General features: G+C 71.0%; 16 protein-coding genes and 1 pseudogene. 12 read left to right on the plus strand and 5 right to left on the minus strand.

The genetic code is table 11. From position 1 onward, the window contains the following. Positions 1–358 precede the first annotated feature (358 nt). Entirely contained in the window at positions 359–1,276 is a 918-nt protein-coding gene (locus ACFV7R_RS06475) for a DUF6891 domain-containing protein (protein ID WP_385260609.1), read from the minus strand. Positions 1,277–1,446: 170 nt separating this feature from the next. On the opposite strand from ACFV7R_RS06475, the gene ACFV7R_RS06480 reads away from it, so the two are divergent. The 4 genes and pseudogenes from ACFV7R_RS06480 to ACFV7R_RS06495 all read left to right on the plus strand — a co-directional run bounded on the left by ACFV7R_RS06480 (position 1,447) and on the right by ACFV7R_RS06495 (position 3,249). Then, positions 1,447–2,199 (plus strand): hypothetical protein, encoded by a 753-nt coding sequence (locus tag ACFV7R_RS06480; protein WP_385260611.1) that lies wholly within the window; start codon positions 1,447–1,449, stop codon positions 2,197–2,199. A gap of 27 nt (positions 2,200–2,226) precedes the next feature. Then, positions 2,227–2,364: pseudogene (locus ACFV7R_RS06485) on the plus strand (FAD-dependent monooxygenase); the annotation flags it as partial. 77 nt (positions 2,365–2,441) lie between these two features. Beyond that, positions 2,442–2,747 carry a hypothetical protein gene (locus ACFV7R_RS06490; RefSeq protein ID WP_385261425.1) on the plus strand — a complete coding sequence of 102 codons (306 nt, stop codon included), beginning with the start codon at positions 2,442–2,444 and terminating at the stop codon, positions 2,745–2,747. 142 nt (positions 2,748–2,889) lie between these two features. Continuing rightward, positions 2,890–3,249 (plus strand): hypothetical protein, encoded by a 360-nt coding sequence (locus tag ACFV7R_RS06495; RefSeq protein ID WP_385260614.1) that lies wholly within the window; start codon positions 2,890–2,892, stop codon positions 3,247–3,249. A gap of 51 nt (positions 3,250–3,300) precedes the next feature. Here ACFV7R_RS06495 and ACFV7R_RS06500 read toward each other — a convergent pair whose 3' ends face one another. Further along, entirely contained in the window at positions 3,301–3,816 is a 516-nt protein-coding gene (locus tag ACFV7R_RS06500; protein WP_385260617.1) for a hypothetical protein, read from the minus strand. 525 nt (positions 3,817–4,341) lie between these two features. On the opposite strand from ACFV7R_RS06500, the gene ACFV7R_RS06505 reads away from it, so the two are divergent. After that, positions 4,342–4,866, plus strand: a complete 525-nt coding sequence (locus ACFV7R_RS06505) for a hypothetical protein (protein WP_385260618.1) — start codon at positions 4,342–4,344, stop codon at positions 4,864–4,866. A 105-nt stretch (positions 4,867–4,971) separates the two neighbouring features. Then, entirely contained in the window at positions 4,972–5,601 is a 630-nt protein-coding gene (locus tag ACFV7R_RS06510) for a class F sortase (protein ID WP_129801903.1), read from the plus strand. Between the two features lie 18 nt (positions 5,602–5,619). On the opposite strand, the gene ACFV7R_RS06515 is transcribed toward ACFV7R_RS06510, so the two are convergent. Continuing rightward, complete coding sequence (locus ACFV7R_RS06515) at positions 5,620–6,402, minus strand: sulfite exporter TauE/SafE family protein (RefSeq protein WP_385260621.1); 783 nt, start codon at positions 6,400–6,402, stop codon at positions 5,620–5,622. Positions 6,403–6,664: 262 nt separating this feature from the next. On the opposite strand from ACFV7R_RS06515, the gene ACFV7R_RS06520 reads away from it, so the two are divergent. From ACFV7R_RS06520 to nirD, 3 genes are read left to right on the plus strand one after another with little or no spacing between them, the layout of a single operon-like run. Next, complete coding sequence (locus ACFV7R_RS06520) at positions 6,665–7,879, plus strand: NAD(P)/FAD-dependent oxidoreductase (protein WP_385260624.1); 1,215 nt, start codon at positions 6,665–6,667, stop codon at positions 7,877–7,879. Further along, complete coding sequence (nirB, locus tag ACFV7R_RS06525) at positions 7,879–10,509, plus strand: nitrite reductase large subunit NirB (protein ID WP_385260626.1); 2,631 nt, start codon at positions 7,879–7,881, stop codon at positions 10,507–10,509. Before ACFV7R_RS06520 ends, nirB begins: the two co-directional genes overlap by 1 nt. Beyond that, positions 10,506–10,856, plus strand: coding sequence for a nitrite reductase small subunit NirD (gene nirD, locus ACFV7R_RS06530; RefSeq protein ID WP_385260629.1), 351 nt, complete (start codon positions 10,506–10,508; stop codon positions 10,854–10,856). The genes nirB and nirD overlap by 4 nt, the downstream gene beginning before the upstream one ends. Positions 10,857–10,928: 72 nt before the next feature. Here nirD and ACFV7R_RS06535 read toward each other — a convergent pair whose 3' ends face one another. Further along, positions 10,929–12,950, minus strand: a complete 2,022-nt coding sequence (locus ACFV7R_RS06535) for a SulP family inorganic anion transporter (RefSeq protein WP_385260631.1) — start codon at positions 12,948–12,950, stop codon at positions 10,929–10,931. Further along, complete coding sequence (locus tag ACFV7R_RS06540) at positions 12,947–13,564, minus strand: carbonic anhydrase (protein WP_385260633.1); 618 nt, start codon at positions 13,562–13,564, stop codon at positions 12,947–12,949. Before ACFV7R_RS06540 ends, ACFV7R_RS06535 begins: the two co-directional genes overlap by 4 nt. Before the next feature lie 222 nt (positions 13,565–13,786). On the opposite strand from ACFV7R_RS06540, the gene ACFV7R_RS06545 reads away from it, so the two are divergent. The 3 genes from ACFV7R_RS06545 (at position 13,787) to ACFV7R_RS06555 (ending at position 17,158) form a co-directional block, all read left to right on the plus strand. Then, positions 13,787–14,566, plus strand: a complete 780-nt coding sequence (locus ACFV7R_RS06545; protein WP_385260635.1) for a response regulator transcription factor — start codon at positions 13,787–13,789, stop codon at positions 14,564–14,566. Continuing rightward, positions 14,563–16,047, plus strand: a complete 1,485-nt coding sequence (locus ACFV7R_RS06550) for a sensor histidine kinase (RefSeq protein ID WP_385260637.1) — start codon at positions 14,563–14,565, stop codon at positions 16,045–16,047. The genes ACFV7R_RS06545 and ACFV7R_RS06550 overlap by 4 nt, the downstream gene beginning before the upstream one ends. 166 nt (positions 16,048–16,213) lie before the next feature. Then, positions 16,214–17,158, plus strand: a complete 945-nt coding sequence (locus ACFV7R_RS06555) for an SMP-30/gluconolactonase/LRE family protein (protein ID WP_385260639.1) — start codon at positions 16,214–16,216, stop codon at positions 17,156–17,158. Positions 17,159–17,183: the final 25 nt, after the last annotated feature.

Raw genomic sequence — 17,183 nt, forward strand, 5'->3', positions numbered from 1 at the left:
GCACTGCGTCCGGCCCAGATCCGCCAGGTTGGAGCCGGTGTCGTAATTACGGGGCGTCAAGCACTGGTTCCTCGCGTGCACCTTCCCGTCTCGCTGGCCGGACCCGGGCTGTCTGGCAGTGCCAGCCCGTCCCGACGTTGTCGGGGCTGCTTACCGCCCACCTCGGCAGCCTCCGAGGCGAACTGCCCCCTGCTTCAACCAGGTTGCTGCGACAACCCGGCGGTGAAGGTCTCTCACCTCACTCGACCCCATGGCGCCTCGTGGCGCACCAACTCGCTACGACAAGACAGCCGAGTCCTACCAGGCAGCCGTCACCCTCGCCTCACTCCTCAGGGGGGTGTGATCTTTTGCGTCGGTCCTAGCCGACGAGGCGACGGCGCCAGTCCAGTGGGGTGACAGTGATGGCCTGGCCGGGGTCACGGTCCCACTCGGCGTGGAGGCCAGCTGCTTCGAGGGCAGCCACGACCTCGTGGCCGATGGCTGCGGTGGTCTCGGACGAGCCGTCGAAGCCGCCGTAGAGGAGCATCAGTCCATGGCCGACTGCGGCGGAATCCGTGCACTGGGTGTGGAAGTAGACATAACCGCGGGCGTCGGGCTCGCCTTCACCGCCGATCTCGGACTGGCCGCAGCTACGGCAACAGGCGAAGTTCTCGCGGGCCGTGATACCGGCCTCTTGCAGGGCGGTGAACGCACGGGTGAGTCGCTCAGGGTCGGTCTCGCCTTGCCATTTGGCTTGCTCCACGACGCGCTCCAGCCACAACCGGTCGGCCAGCGCCTGTGCCTGCTCGCGCGAAACGGGTCGGCGGTCCCTGGTGACCAGGTACTCCTCAGCAAGCTCAGCCAGTTCGGCACGGGAGGCGTAGCCGCCGATCAGCACCTCGCGGACGCGCTTTTCCAACTCCTCGCGCTCGGCTTCGTCGAGGTCGAGCGGCGGCACCTCCTGGGTGGGGCCCATGTCCAGCAGCGACCAAGCCAGACCACCGTCCCATCCGGCCTCCTGGCGTGCCCAGCCGGTAATCGCCGCAATCACGGCCTCGGGCCTGTCGGCCATCGCCTGGAAGTGCCGGTCAGCGGCACCGTCACGGTACTCCAACGTGTAGTCACCACCGGCCTGGTGCCAGACCTGGGCGAAGACGTCAGGCAGGTCAGGTATCCGCTGGGCCACGAGGAACCGATCACCGTCACCGCCGATGCGCCGAACCAGGCTGGCCAGCTCCTCGGCGGACACACGGACGTGCCGCTCCCAGTTCTCCGTCTTCACCACGATCTCGAGCATGCAAAGACTCTGACACACCCCTCTGACAGCCGACTTCCTCCCCTGACCCGCGACGCGACTGCACTGCGGCAGCTGGACCAGCTCTGACCCTGGGTGGTCGTTGGCCAAGGTTCGACGACAGCCTCCAGGCGGATTCGTTCGGAGCTTGCGACGCTTGCCATACTCCCCGAATGGAGATGCAAGCCGCGGAGGCGGCGCGGCGTTGGCTGGCTGATCAGGGCGTTAGCCAGGTGCGCGACGGGTGGGTGAGCGACGAGGCGCCCGACGCGCTGCTCACCACCAGCCAAGTGGCGCATTCCTGGGCGGGCGAAGTATTCGCCGAAGACCTGGATGCAGCCGACCAGGTACGGCTGGCCTTCGGGCTGCTCGACCTCCTCAACGAATACTGGGTCACGTGCGAGATCCGATTCGCGGACGAGAGCGCAAAGGGCCCCCTTCCAGCCGACGTGCTGTGGGACGGCTACCGCCGGCGACTGGAGGCGGACAGGGACGTCGAGGCCGTCACCTACTCGCTGTGGGTGGACTGGTTCGAGGACCGCAGTACTGCCGCGACGGCCTTCGCCGAAGTGCTCGGTAACGACATCGACCGAGTGGTGGCCGGTCGCTCGGAAGCCCTGCTCCGCCGAGCCCGTCGGGTTCTGGAGTGTTCGGGCCCGGTGCCCTGGCTGGTGAAGGAGCCGACGTACCGCACCGCCGTGCAGCTCCCCGCCTTGCACTCAGCCCTCTTCTACGGCCTCCGGGCGAGCTACCACGATGTCTACGGCGATCTGGAACCCGCCGCCGCACTGGCCCTCCTCGACCAGCTGGATCTCCCGACGAACACCCAGCACCTTACGGAACTACGCCACGTGCTCGCCGCGGGGCACAAGAACCACTACCGCAGTCCCCGCGCGTGGGACGATGCGGTCCGCTCCTGCTCCTGAGTCGTGGACCTGGCAGAGCAAAGAAAGATGCCGACGACTGAGGGGCCCGCGCCGTGGCACAACGGACGGATCGTGCTGATCGGCGACGCCGTCCACGCCGTGACCCCGCACCTCGGCCAGGGAGCCGCGCAGGGGATCGAGGAGGGTGTCGTCCTCGCCGAATGCCTGTCCTCCCACAGCAGCCATGACGAGGCATCACCCCGGGCCGGCATGGTCCGAAAGAGACGGCCTACAGTGGCGAGATGCCCCTGCCTGCCGACCGGATCGCCCTGGACCTGCTCGACGCGCACCTGGAGGCGCTATGGGACGGAACGGACCTCCCGCTCCCGCAGGGTCCGGTCCGTCTTGCAGCTGAAGGGGGAAGCGAGCTCGTCCACTGGGCCCTCGACCGGCTCCGGCGCATCCCCTGCGAGCCGAAGGACGCCTTTGCCCGCCAAGTCGGCAGTCTGCTGATGGAGTTCCGCTCCCGTCGCTGTCCCTGGAACGCGGCGGCGCTGCGGCTGCTCGACGACACGTACACCTTCGTGGCTACCGGCCCTCGGTGCTAGGAGGACTGGGCGCACGACGTCCGCGCCGTGCTGCACCGGTCGGTCCCGGACCCCCGGGGCTGGGTCCGGCTGGACCAGGACCGCATCAACGCCGCCCGCCACACGATGCCTGCGTACCCCTTCGCCCCCGGACGCATCAGAGTTGCCCGGACACCTTTACCCCCTGGAGGAGGAGGCGGCGGTCGCCGCGCTCGCCATCATGGCCGAGGAGTGGCAGTCGGAACCTGCTCCCGTCCGCTCCCGCCCGGACCGGGACGCCGTGCTGGCGGATGCCCGGACCCTGCTCGACCGGTACGGGCCCACCTCGCGCTACTGGACCAACGCGACGACCGCCGCCTCCGACCCGGCCCCGGACTTCCTCGCAGCGGGCCTCCAGGGCACTGAATCCCATAGTTTCCTCACCTCCGAGTACCTCGACGGCCTCGACTTCTTCGAGGACCTGGGCCTGATCGCGGTGACCGACGACGAGGTCGGCGTCTTCTGGTCGTTCGGGGCGTACTGAAGACGTTCGCATCGGAAGCAGGGCCGGCCGGCGGGTGCCTCCCGTTCTCGGTCAGGCGGTGCGGCAGAGCACCGCTGGGCCGGCGGGTGCCGCGGCGCGGGTCATGGTCGCGTGCACGGGACGGGCGGTGGCCGCGACCTGCGAGTGGTTCCGCGCGAAGACGACGAGGCGCAGCACCGCGAACCGCGCGACACCGGCGAGGGCGGAGGCGGACAGGTAGACGACCTGCTCGAGCAACGCACCGGGTGCCGCCACCAGTTGCTGCAGGACAAGCATCGCCACGCTGGTCACCGCATACGCGGCTGCCGCGGACCCGGCCGACTGCGCATGCTGACGCCAGGTCGCGCGACCGCCTGCGCCGAAGGTGAAGCGGGCGTGCAACTCGGTGGCGAGGAGCGTGGAAATCACGGTGACCAGGGCGTTGGCCAGGCTCCAGGGAATCCAGGAGGCGAGGGCCGCCACGGCGAAGCTGGAGGCGAGCCCCACTCCGCCGCCGCAGAGTACGAAGCGGGCGAAGGCGGTGAAGGCGCCGGGTGCCGCCTGCTGCTGGTCCTGCGCTGTTTCCATGATCCGCCCCCTTTGATCGCCGACTTCGCGAAACGCGCACCTCTCGACTTGCGAGACCTTCGACCCGTCGTTTCTCACGACGGAAACGCTACGTTGCATTCATAGATTAGGCAACGAAATCATTGCGCATGATGCTCATTACCGCAGGTAGAAGTAAGTAAATCGTTGCAATGGTTCATATCTAATGCAACAAGCGAGCCTTGATCGTTGCAATGAATTGAGGGTGAACGCTACACCGGAGGCACCGCCCGGCCCACGAGCGCGGCCCGCCCCCACCACGCCGACCGATCCAGCACCGCGGGGCTCGTCACCCGTTCACACCTTCACCGGATGCCCTTCGGGCTCTTTCCGCAGCGCGCCCGTCGCACGTCTGTGACCTGCTGAAACAGTGCCCGCTACGGCTCGTGGACGCGGCCCGCGACACCCATTCATCGTATTTTCTGACAGGCGCTCAGGAAGCGGGCTCGCCCCGGTGCGGATTTCCTCGGAAGTGCAGGGGCCCGATGAGCTCGAAGGAGCATGCCGATGCGACGTACCGCCCGTCTGCTGACCGGTACCGCGCTCGCCGTCGCCACGGCGGGCGCGCTGTCCGCCCCGGCGTACGGCGCGGAAGGCGGCCGGCTCGAGGTGTATCCCTCCACCGTGGTGCCGGGTCATGACGTCACCGTGAACACCTCGGCCTGCGGCGACGGCGGTATGGCGGAGGGGGACGCCACCGCGGTCGGTGCCGGGACCTTCGCGCTTGCCCCCGGCACCGATGGGGACGAGGGCGACGACATCGGACGCTTCCGGGTGCCGCCGAGCGCGCAGCCGGGGACGTACGAGATCGTCGTGAAGTGCACCCAGGGCGCCTCGGAGGTCCGCGCCGATCTGGTGGTCATCCTCTCCGCCGCCGGTCAGGCGTACCCCCGCGGAAGTGTGAAGACGGGGGTCGGCGGCGCCCTGGGCCCCGACCCCGTACAGACCGCGGCCGGCGTTGCGGCTCTCGCTGTCGCCGCTGCGGGCGGTACCTGGCTCCTGCATCGCCGGGCGAGAGGCGACGGGATCTGACGGACACCCTCCGCCGTCCGTCCGCCGGTACCGCAAGTCCCCGCCCCCCTCCGGGTCCGATGCCCCTCGCGGCCCGGAGGGGGGCGGTCAGGCCAGGAGGCTCGTGTGCGCATAGTCGACAACCCGGGGAACGCCGCGATAGCGGCCGTCACCACCGTCGCCCTCTTCACCGGTGTGTGGCTGCTGAGCAGCGGCGCCCGGACGAACGCCCCGCCCCAGCCGTCGGCCGCCCAGGCACACACCGGCCAGACCGTACGGCAGTCCACGGCGCCCGCGCTGCCGCCGTCGCCGCCGGACCGTATCCGCATTCCCGCGATCCGGGTGGACGCGCCCCTGACGGGTCTGGGGCTGAACAGGACCGGCAACCTGGAGGCGCCGCCCACCGCGCCCAGGAACCTCGCCGGCTGGTACGAGGCCGGCACCACGCCCGGCGAGCGGGGCACCGCCATCGTCGCCGGCCATGTCGACAACGCCGACGGCCCCGCCGTCTTCTACCGGCTCGGCGCCCTGAAACGGGGCAGCACCATCGAGGTGGACCGGCGGGACGGCAGTGTGGCGCGGTTCAGCGTGGACGCGGTCGAGGTGTACGACGCGAAGGACTTCCCCGACAAGAAGGTGTACGGGGCGGCGCCCCGGCCCGAGCTGCGGGTGATCACCTGCGGCGGAACCTACTCGCGCAGCACCGGCTACCAGGGGAACGTCGTCGTCTTCGCGCATCTGACCGGGAGCAGCTGAGCCGATGCCTGATATGCCCTAGGCCACCCACTGCTCGTACGCCAGGTTCGCCACCAGCGCGAACACCACCGTCAGCAGCACGATCCGGACGAAACCGCTGCCCTTCTTCAGTGCGGTGTGCGCGCCGAGCGTTCCACCGGCGAGGTTGAACACGGCCATCAGCCCCGCCAGCTGCCACAGCACCGCGCCCTGCCAGGCGAACATCGCCAGCGCACCCGCATTGGTGCAGCAGTTGACGATCTTGGCGGTGGCCGAGGCGGTGACCAGGTCGAGGTGCAGGACGGCGGTGAGGGCCAGCACCAGGAACGTACCGGTGCCGGGGCCGATGAGCCCGTCGTAGAAACCGATACCGAGGCCCGCGAGGCCGATCGCCGCGAGGACGCGGCGGCGGCTGACCGGGCCCGGCGCCGGGGCCGTGCCGAACGCGGGCTTGAGGATCACGAAGGCGGCGACGCCGAGCAGCACCACCATGATCACCGGCTTGAGCACGTCCGTGCTCATCCCGGCCGCGAGGAACGCCCCGCCCGATGATCCCGCCAGCGCCGCGAGCCCGATGCGTACGGCCGTGCGCACATCGACGGGTGCCTTGCGGGCGTACGTCACGGCCGCGCCCGTCGTGCCGACGATGGCGACCGCCTTGTTGGTGCCGAGGGCGGACACCGCGGGGGTGCCGGCCGGGAGCCCGAGCAGCAGCACGGGGAGCAGCAGCAGGCCGCCCCCGCCGACCACGGCATCGATCCAGCCGGCCGCGAGGGCGGCGAGGCACAGGAGGACAACCATGGTCAGAGATATGTCGGGCATGATCGGGACCCTATGGACGGGGCGGTTGTAGCGTCCACGGATTTCGCGGGTGCCGGGGATCTTCTGAGGGTCTTCTGAGGTTCCGGCCGCGGCCAGCGGCCTTCAGGCCTGCGCCCGCGTTTCCCGGCCCCACCCTCACAGCCCGCCCCGCCCCCTCCCCCGCAACCCTCACATCCACCCCCCGCCCCCGCTGAGGGCAGAGTTCCCCGCGTGAAACAGACGTGATGCGGCCGGGTAACACCCGCCCCGCACGCTCATGAGCATGACCTCGAATACGCGTGTGGTGGTGATCGGCGCCGGCCTCGCGGGCGTACGGCTCGCCCGGCGGCTCGGTGAGCTCGGCACGCCCGCGCTGCTGGTCGGCGAGGAGGAGCACCGCCCGTACAACCGGGTCCTGCTCGCCGAGGTGCTGGCCGGGCGGTACAGCCCGGAGGTGATCTCCCTCCCGGCGCCCGCGGAGCTGACCCGTGCCCGCGTGACCGACATCGACCGTGACGAGCGGACCGTGCGCTGTGCGGACGGCTCGGAGATCGCATACGACACGCTGGTCCTGGCCACCGGCTCCAACCCGGTCCTGCCGCCCCTGCGCGGCCTGTTCGCCCCGGACCATGTGCTGCCCGAGGGCGTCCACGCCTTCCGCACCATGGACGACTGCCTGGGCCTGTCCAAGGCGGTACGGCCGGGTGTGCGGGCGGTCGTCATCGGTGGCGGTCTCCTCGGGGTCTCCGCGGCCCGCGCGCTCGCCGTACGCGGGGCGCAGGTCGTTCTCGCCCAGCAGTCCGAGCGGCTCATGGAGCGCCAGCTCGACCCGGCCGCGTCCAAGCTCGTCAAGCGGCACCTGACCGATCTGGGCGTCGAGGTGCACACCGAGTGCCGGGTGCGGGACGTACGCGTCGTCGGCGGCGCCGTCCGCTCCGTGGAGATGGCCGACGGGTACGCCCTCGACGCCGACCTCGTGGTGCTGGCCTGCGGCGTCCGCCCCCGCGCGGGCCTCGCCAAGGCCGCCGGGCTCGCCGTGCACAAGGGCGTCCTCGTCGACGACGAGCTGCGTACGTCCGATCCGCACATCCGGGCCATCGGCGACTGCGCCCAGCACGACGGCACCGTGTACGGACTGGCCACTCCCGCCCTCGAACAGGCCGACGCGCTCGCCCTGTCGCTGGCCGGCGACGGGGCCGCCCGCTACACCGGCACCCGTTCCCTCACCCGCCTCACCCTCGCCGGTCAGGCCCCCTTCGACCTCGCCGCGTTCGGCGAGACGGAACCCCGCCCCGGCGACGACGTCGTGCAGCTCGCCGACGCCACCCGCGGCACCTACCGCAAGGTCGTCGTCCGCGACGACCGCCTGGTCGGCGGGGTCCTCGTCGGCGAACTCGGCACCGTCGGCGCGCTCGCCCGCGCCTGGGAGGGAGCAGAGCCGCTCCCGTCCGACGGCGGCCCCCTGCTCCACCTGCTCACCAACGATGGAGGCTCCTGATGTCCACGACCGCACTTGTGGGGACCGGCCCCCGCCCCACGATCGTGCTCGTCGGCCATGGCATGGTCGGCCAGCGCTTCCTCGAAGCGCTCGCCGAGCGCGGCCTGACCGCCACGCACCGCGTGGTCGTGCTCTGTGAGGAGCCGCGTCCGGCGTACGACCGCGTGGCGCTCACCTCGTACTTCTCGGGCAAGACCCCGGACGACCTGTCCATGACGGACATGGAGTTCATCGAGAAGCACTCGATCGAGCTGTACGTCGGCGACGCCGCCGAGACCGTCGACCGCGAGGCCCGTACGGTCACCGCCCGGTCGGGGAACGTCTTCGAGTACGACACCCTGGTCCTGGCCACCGGCTCGTACCCGTTCGTCCCGCCGGTCCCCGGCAAGGACGCCGAGGGCTGCTTCGTGTACCGCACGATCGAGGACCTCCTCGCCATCGAGGAGTACGCCAAGTCCCATGCGGCGACCGGTGCGGTGGTCGGCGGCGGGCTGCTCGGCCTGGAGGCCGCGGGCGCGCTCAAGGGGCTCGGGCTGTCCACCCACATCGTGGAGTTCGCGCCGCGTCTGATGCCGGTGCAGGTGGACGACGGCGGTGGCGCGGCCCTGCTGCGCACCATCGAGGACATGGGCCTGACCGTCCACACCGGCACGGGCACCCAGGAGATCGTCGCCGACGCCTCGGGCGCCGTGGCCGGCATGAAGCTGTCCGACGGCTCCGAACTCGCCGTCGACATGGTGGTGTTCAGCGCCGGCGTCCGCCCCCGCGACCAGCTGGCCCGCGACTGCGGTCTCACGGTCGGCGAGCGCGGCGGCATCACCGTCGACGAGCAGTGCCGCACGGTCAACGACCCGCATGTGTTCGCGATCGGCGAGTGCGCGCAGGCGGCGGACGGCCGGGTGTACGGCCTGGTGGCCCCCGGTTACGAGCAGGCCGAGACCGTGGCCGCCACGATCGCCGCGGACGAGGCCTCCTTCACCGGCGCCGACCTGTCCACCAAGCTGAAGCTGCTCGGCGTCGACGTGGCGTCCTTCGGCGACGCGCACGGCACGGCCGACGACTGCCTGGACGTCGTCTACTCCGACTCCCGCTCGGGCCTGTACAAGAAGCTGGTCATCGGCCGCGACGGCACACTGCTCGGCGGCATCCTGGTCGGCGACGCGGAGGCGTACGGCACGCTGAAGGCCTTCACCGGCTCGGTCCCGCCGGTCTCGCCCGAGTCGCTGGTGCTGCCCGCCGGTGCCGGGGCCCCGGCGCAGCTCGGCCCGTCCGCGCTGCCGGACGAGGCGATCATCTGCTCCTGCAACAACGTCACCAAGGGCACGATCCGCGGCGCGGTCACCGACCACCAGTGCACGACCGTGCCCGAGGTGAAGAAGTGCACCAAGGCCGGTACGACCTGCGGCAGTTGCGTCAAGGTTCTCGGCCAGCTCGTCAACGCCGAACTGGAGGCCGGCGGCGTCGAGGTCGACAAGGGCCTGTGCGGCTGCTTCTCGCAGACCCGCGAGGAGCTGTACGAGATCGTCCTGGCCCTGCGCATCACCTCGTACCAGGATCTCCTCGACCGTCACGGCCGTGAGGGCGCCCGGGGCGGCGACGGCTGCGAGACCTGCAAGCCTGCCGTCGCCTCGATCATCGCCTCCCTCGCTCCGACGATCGGCGCGAACGGCTATGTCCTGGAGGGCGAGCAGGCATCCCTGCAGGACACCAACGACCACTTTCTGGCCAACCTCCAGAAGAACGGCTCGTACTCCGTCGTCCCTCGTATCCCCGGCGGTGAGATCGCCCCGGAGAAACTGATCGTGATCGGCGAGATCGCCCGCGACTTCGGCCTCTACACGAAGATCACCGGCGGTCAGCGCATCGACATGTTCGGCGCGCGGGTCGAGCAACTCCCGCTGATCTGGGCGCGGTTGGTGGACGCCGGCTTCGAGTCCGGGCACGCGTACGGCAAGTCGCTGCGCACGGTGAAGTCCTGCGTGGGCCAGACCTGGTGCCGCTACGGCGTCCAGGACTCCGTCCGTATGGCGATCGACCTGGAGCTGCGCTACCGGGGCCTGCGCTCCCCGCACAAGCTGAAGTCGGCGGTGTCGGGCTGCGCCCGTGAGTGCGCCGAGGCCCAGTCGAAGGACTTCGGCGTGATCGCCACCTCCAATGGCTGGAACCTGTACGTCGGGGGCAACGGCGGCGCCACCCCGCGCCACGCGGACCTCCTCGCCCAGGACCTGTCCGACGCCGAGCTGATCCGCCTGATCGACCGGTTCCTGATGTTCTACATCCGCACTGCCGACCGCCTGGAGCGCACGTCGACCTGGCTGGAGCGGATCCCGGGCGGCCTGGAGCACGTACGGGATGTGGTCGTCCACGACTCCCTCGGCATCTGCGACGAGCTGGAGAAGCTGATGGCGGCGCATGTCTCGCACTACCGCGACGAGTGGTCCGAGACCATCAACGACCCCGAGAAGCTGGCCCGGTTCGTCTCCTTCGTGAACGCGCCCGACGCCCCCGACCCGGTCGTCGGCTTCGTCCCCGAACGCGACCAGATGAAGCCGGACCTGCCGCTGCTGTCGATCGGCATGCGACCCACGGAATCCAAGGAAGCCGCCCTGGAAGGAAGCGCCCAGCGATGACCCTGGCACCCGAGACGACCGACCTCAAGGTCCAGCTTCAGCTGGCCGACGGCTGGTTCACGGTCTGCGACCTGAACCGGCTGCTCCCCGGCCGCGGAGTGGCGGCCCTGCTGCCGGACGGCCGCCAGGTGGCCCTGTTCCGCGACCGCAGGGGCGAGCTCTACGCCATCGACAACCGTGACCCGTTCAGCGGCGCGGCGGTTCTCTCCCGCGGCCTCACCGGCACGCACCAGGGCCGCCCGTTCGTCGCCTCCCCGCTGCTGAAGCAGCGCTTCGACCTGGTCTCCGGGCAGTGCCTGGACGACGAGTCGGTGCGGGTGCGGACGTACGAGGTGCGGGCGGCCTGACGCTGACGAGGACTCCGCGGCGGCCGGTTCGTCACCGGCCGCCGCGGAGCCCTCGGTTGGTCCGGCCCACGGTCAGCCCACGCGGTCGCTCGTTTCCGGGAGGGGGCGCGTGTCCAGGTAGAACCACTCGGCCGTGGTGCTCGGGGCGGGTGAGGACTCCGCGCCGGGATAGGCAGCGGGCAGGCTTACCACGTCGGGATAGCCCACCGGCCCGGCTGCCGTATCGGGATACCCGACCGGCCCGCTTACCGCGTCCGGATACCCGGCCGGCCCGGTTACCGCGTCCGGATACCCGGCCGGCCCGGTTACCGCGTCCGGATACCCCGTCGGCCCGGTTACCGCGTCCGGATACCCCGTCGGCACACCTGCCGCGCCGGGATGCCCTGTGGAGACGCCTGCCGCGTCCGGATACCCCCTGCCGGGATGCCCCGTGGGGACGCCTGCCGCACCGGGATACCCCGTCGGCACGCCCGCCGGGCCGGGATACTCCACCGCCTCGGCCTCCGCGCCCGCCGAGCCCGTCACCCTCTCCCCCGCGTCCTTCGCCTCCGGCACCCGCACCCCCGTGTCCGTCAGCTCCGGCATCAGCAGCTCCACCCGAAGCCCCGCCCCCCGCTGCTGGCTCACGAACTCGTCGATCTGCGTGCGGCAGGCATGGTCCAGGTGGGTCACACCGAGCAGGTCGAGCCGGATGCGCGGCTTGCCCGAGGTCGCGGCCTGTTCCAGGGCCTCGATCAGGCGCGGCAGCCGCAGGAAGGTCGCGTTGCCGGCCATGACGACCTTGGCGGTGTCCTCCTCGATGTGCTGCCGTACGACCGCCTGGGACATCCGCAGCGCGGCCAGCACCACTCCGGCCGCGAGGCCGACGAGGACGCCCTCCAGCAGCGCGGTGGCCGTGATGACGAGGGTGGTCAGCGTCATGACCGCGAACTCGCCCCGGTCCTGGCGCCACATCCTGGGGAACTCATCCGGGGCGAACAGCTTCCAGCCGCTGTGCACCAGCACCCCCGCGAGCACCGAGATCGGGATCAGCGCGAGGACCTGCGGCAGCAGCAGGGCGAAGGCGAGCAGCCACAGCCCGTGCAGGGTGCGGGAGATCCGGGTCTTCGCCCCGGCCTGGACGTTCGCCGAGCTGCGGGCGACGACCGCCGTGACCGGCAGCGCGCCGAGGATGCCGGCGACGGTGTTCCCGGCGCCCTGGGCGATCAGCTCGGTGTTGTACTTGGTGCGCGGTCCGGTGTGCATACGGTCCACCGCCGCCGCGGTGAACAGGCTCTCCGCCGACGCGATCACCGTGAAGGTGAGGATCGCGGTGATGATCCCGGCGTCGGCGAGCCCCGCGAACTGCTCCGGCCCCGGCATGTCGACCGCGTCCGCGAGGTTGCCGACCTGGAGCGTCTTCACGTTCACGCCCGGCAGTGCGGCGACCGCGATGCCGATACCGACGGCGACGAGCGCGGCCGGGATCTTCTTCACCGGGCCCGGCACCTTCTTCCAGACGAAGCTGAGCACGATGGTGACGACGCCGAGCCCGGCCGCGATCATCGCCTGCGGATCGGCCGCGACACCGGCGACCAGCCCGGGGACGCCGGCGATGTTCTCGAACGGCGTGCCCGGGGCCTTCGCGTCGGACATCGGATACAGCTGACTGAACATCAGCGGCAGCCCGATGCCCGCGAGCATGCCCTGGACGACGGCCAGGGAGATCGCCTGGAACATCCGGCCGAGCTTCACCAGCCCCAGCACGATCTGGAGGACACCGGAGAAGAGAACGATCACTCCGAGCATGACGACGCCGTGTTCGAGCACGGTCTCCGCGACGAGGGCGGCGAGACCGGCCGCCGGACCGCTGACCTGGAGAGTGCTTCCCCGGATCGCCCCGACCACCAGCCCGCCGACGACCCCGGAGATGATCCCCAGCTCGGCCGGCACACCCGAGGCGACCGCGACGCCGATGCACAGCGGCAGCGCCACCAGGAACACCACGAGCGAGGCGGTGATCTCGGTGCCGAGGTCGGCCTTCGCGGACGTACCGGAACCCTTGCCGGAACCGCCCTTCCGGGGCCCGGCCGCCCGCCGGTGCGCCCCGCTCATGACCCGTGCACCCGGAACCGGCCGTCCTCGTCCAGCTCGTGGACCGTGCCGGTGTCGATCTCGTAGTACCAGCCGTGCAGCCGCAGCCGGCCGGCGTCGATCATCCGCCGGGCGACCGGATACCCGCGCAGGACGGCGAGTTGGTTGCGGACGTTGAGCTGCACGACCTCGCGCAGCGCCGGATCCCCCGACCTCCTTCCCTCCTCGCCGAGTACGGGTTCCAGCCCCGGCCGCGCAAGCTCGAGCCACGCGTCGACGCGCGGCAGCCCGGACAGATCGGTGCCGTGTGTGAGCGCGCTCATGGCCCCGCAGTGGGAATGGCCACACACCACGACGTCCTGAACACCCAGCACTTCGAGCGCGTACTCGATGGTGGCGGCCTCGCCGGAGGCCGCGCCCTGCTCGTCGTACGGCGGCACGATATTGCCCGCATTGCGCAGCTCGAATATCTCCCCGGGCCGCGCTCCGGTGATCAATGCGGGAATCACCCGAGAGTCCGAGCAGGTAATGAACAAGGCCTCGGGAAATTGCCCGACGGCCAGTTTCCGGTATTCGTCGCCCTCGAAGTCGACCCGTCGCCTGAACGAGCGGGCGCGGTCCAGCAACGCCTTCATCGTGCCTCCCTGACACTGGTTCCGACCAGGAGCCACGAACGTAGGGGCCCGCATCCCAGAGGAAGGTTAAGCGAACCCCAAGGCAAAGAAATACAAGCGGTTTCTGAGGGCCATTTCACAAAGGTCCGGAATCGATGTCCGCGCCTGTGCATTTCCTTGTAGCGTGTCTACTCCCACAGCACGGGATTCGTGCTGTCCGGATTCATGGAGAGACAGGACGCCATGGGCGTACAAGTGCTGCTCATCGAGGACGACGAGTCGATCGCCGAACCGCTCGCCGACGGACTGCGGCACTTCGGCCTGACGGTCCACCACGTGGCCACCGGTGCGGAGGGGCTGGCGGGACCGTACGGCGATGTCGTGCTGCTCGACCTCGGCCTGCCGGACATGGACGGCATCGATGTCTGCCGCGGCATCCGCCGGTCCTCCGACGTCCCCGTCATCATCCTCAGCGCACGGGGCGAGGAGGCCGACCGGGTGCTGGGTCTGGAGCTGGGCGCCGACGACTATCTGGCGAAGCCGTTCAGCGTACGGGAGCTGGTGGCCCGGATCCGCGCCGCACACCGCCGCCACCGGCTGCCGCCCGCCGCCGACCCGTACGCGCAGCAGTCGTCGTACGAGGGCGAGTCGGCCGGCCACGAGACGCCGTACACCGATCCGGCGGACGACACCCCACCCGCATCAGCCGGCCCTCTCGTGGTGGACCGGCGGACCCGGCAGGTGTGGGTCGGGGACGTGCCCGTCACGCTGACGCCGAAGGAGTTCGAACTGCTGGCGCTGCTGTCCGAGGACGCCGGAGCGGTCTACTCGCGGCAGGAGATCCTCAACCGGGTCTGGGACGACCACTACGAGGGCCCCACCAAGACCCTGGACGTGCATGTCGCCACCCTGCGCCGCAAGCTGGGCCACCCGGCGTGGATCCAGACCCTGCGGGGCGTCGGCTTCCGGCTCGCCGTGCGCAGCCCCGCACCGGACCCCCCGCACGGTCCCACCGCCTCATGACCCGCCGGCTGCTGCTGAGCCACCTCAGCCTGGCCGCGCTCGTCCTGCTCGGCCTGGAGATTCCCCTGGGGTTCGTCTACACCCGGGCCGAGCGCGAACGGATCGTCAACTCCGCGAACAGCGAGGCCGATGCGGTGGCCGCGTACGCCGAGTTGTCGGTCGCCGCCCGACGCCGCGACCAGCTCGCCGAACGGGCCGAGCACTGCGCCGAGCGCATCGGCGGACAGGTGGTCGTCCTCGCCGCGGACGGCACCCTGCTGGCCGCCGCGCCCCGGCTGTCCGGCGCGGAGGAACGCGACCTCGCCACCAGTCCCGAGGTCACGGCGGCACTGCAGGGCAGGCCCAGCACGGACGTCCACGCCTCCACGATCGGCGGCGTGCACTACCTGTCGGTCGCGGCCCCGGTCGGCCACCGCGCGCCCGACGGCTCGGCGCAGGGCGCGGTACGGGTCACCCTGCCGACGGACGCGGTGGACGCCCGAGTACACCGGGTGTGGCTGCTGCTGGCCCTGGTGGGCCTCGCCGTCCTCACCGGCGTCGGGGCGGTGGCGTTCGCGTTCGCACGCTGGGCGGGCCGCCCCCTCCGGCGGCTGGAGGAGGCCGCGCACCGGCTCGCCGACGGCGGCCCGGCCGCCCCGGTGCCGGTCACGTCGGGCCCACCGGAGGTACGCAGCCTGGCGGCCGCGTTCAACCGCACCGCGGCCCGCCTCGAACACCTCCTCGCCTCCCAGCGCGCCTTCGCCGGCGAGGCCTCCCACCAGCTGAAAACCCCCCTGGCCGCCCTGCGACTGCGCCTGGAGAACCTGGAACCGGCCGTCGCCCGGCGTGCCCGGCCCCGGCTCGCCGCCGCCATCACCGAGACCGACCGGCTGGCCCGGATGGTCGAGGGCCTGCTGGCGATGGCCCGCCTGGAGGAGAACGCGGCCACACCCGGCCCGGTCGACGTGGGCGAGGTGTGCGCGGAGCGGCACCGCGCCTGGCTGCCGCTGTTCGAACGCGAGGGCGTCTCCCTCGTCCTGTTCGCTGGCAGCGTGGGACCGGTACTCGCCGTCCCCGGCGCCGTGGAACAGATCCTGGACAACCTCCTGTCCAACGCACTGCGGGCCTCCCCCGCCGACAGCACGGTCACCATGGAGCTACGGCTGCACACCCCCTCCCGCCGCCCCCTGCGCGACAGCCGCCCCTGCTGGGTCGACCTGCACATCACCGACGAGGGCCCCGGCATGACGGCGGAACAGCGCGCCCGCGCCTTCGACCGCTTCTGGCGTGCGCCCGGCGCCCCCAAGGGTGGCACGGGCCTGGGTCTGTCCCTGGTCCAGCGCCTCGCCCACGCAAGCGGCGGCGAAGTGAACCTGCGCCCGGCGGCCACCGGCGGCCTCGACGCGGTGGTCCGCCTCCCGTCCGCGGAGCCCTCACCGGTACGCCCACGCCGCCCCGTCCCCGTATACGCCGACGCGTCACGACCCGCCCCGCTCTCCTAGAAGGTCGTTTCAGCTGGTGATTCTGCGGTCACTGATGAGGACTGCGACGATGGTGACGCTGTCGAGTTCCTGTCGAGTTTGCCGAGTCGGTCGAGTTCGCCGAAGTCATCGAGTTACATCGGGCGCACCGACCCTTCATGCGCCACCCTTAACGGAGGTCCGAACCATGACTCGGAACCGCCCCCAGCCGTCCCGGCGCGCCTTCCTCGGCGGTACCGCCGTCGCCGCGCTCACGGTGGCCGCCGGCACCGGCACGGCCCACGCCGGCACGAAGACCACCTGGCCGACGGAGTTCCCGCTCCCCGACGGCTGGCTCCCCGAGGGCATCACCATCGGCAGCAAGCCGTACGCCTACATGGGCTCCCGCGCCAACGGCGCCGTCTACCGCACCGACCTGCGCACCGGCGAGGGCAGGGTCCTCCACGCGGGCGCGACGGGCACGGCGTCGATCGGCCTGAAGCTGGACCGCGACGGCCTGCTGTACCTGGCGGGAGGCGCCGGCGGTACGGCGAAGGTGGTGGACGCCCGCACGGGTGACCTGGTCCGGACGTACCAACTCACCACCCCCAACGCCACGTTCATCAACGACGTCATCCTGACCGGCGACCGGGCCTGGTTCACCGACTCCCGCAACCCGGTGCTCCACGGCGTCCCGCGCGAGGGCAAGGGAGCGGTACGGGAACTCCCGTTGACGGGTGACTGGGAGCAACTCCCCGACGTCAACAACGCGAACGGCATCGTGGCGACGCCGGACGGCCGGGGCCTGATCGTCGTGAAAAGCACCCCGGGCACGCTCTACCACGTCTCGCTGAAGACCGGCGAGGCGCGCGAAATCACCCTCTCCGGCGCGGACTCGGTGGTGAACGGCGACGGCCTGGTCCGCATAGGCCACACCCTGTACGTCGTCCAGAACCGTCTGAACCTGATCAGCGTCTGGGACCTGGACCGCGGCCTCCGCACGGCAACCCTCCGCCGCACGATCACGGACCCCCGCTTCGACGTCCCCACCACAGCCGCCCGCTACGGCAACCGGCTGTACCTGGTCAACGCCCGCTTCACGAGCCCGCAGACGCCGGAGACGACGTTCACGGGGGTGGCGGTCTCCCTCTGAGCCCCGACCGGCGGAAATGGGGCGG

Origin of the sequence: Streptomyces sp. NPDC059866 (assembly GCF_042731325.1) — a bacterium.
GTDB classification, from domain to species: domain Bacteria; phylum Actinomycetota; class Actinomycetes; order Streptomycetales; family Streptomycetaceae; genus Streptomyces; species Streptomyces flavusporus.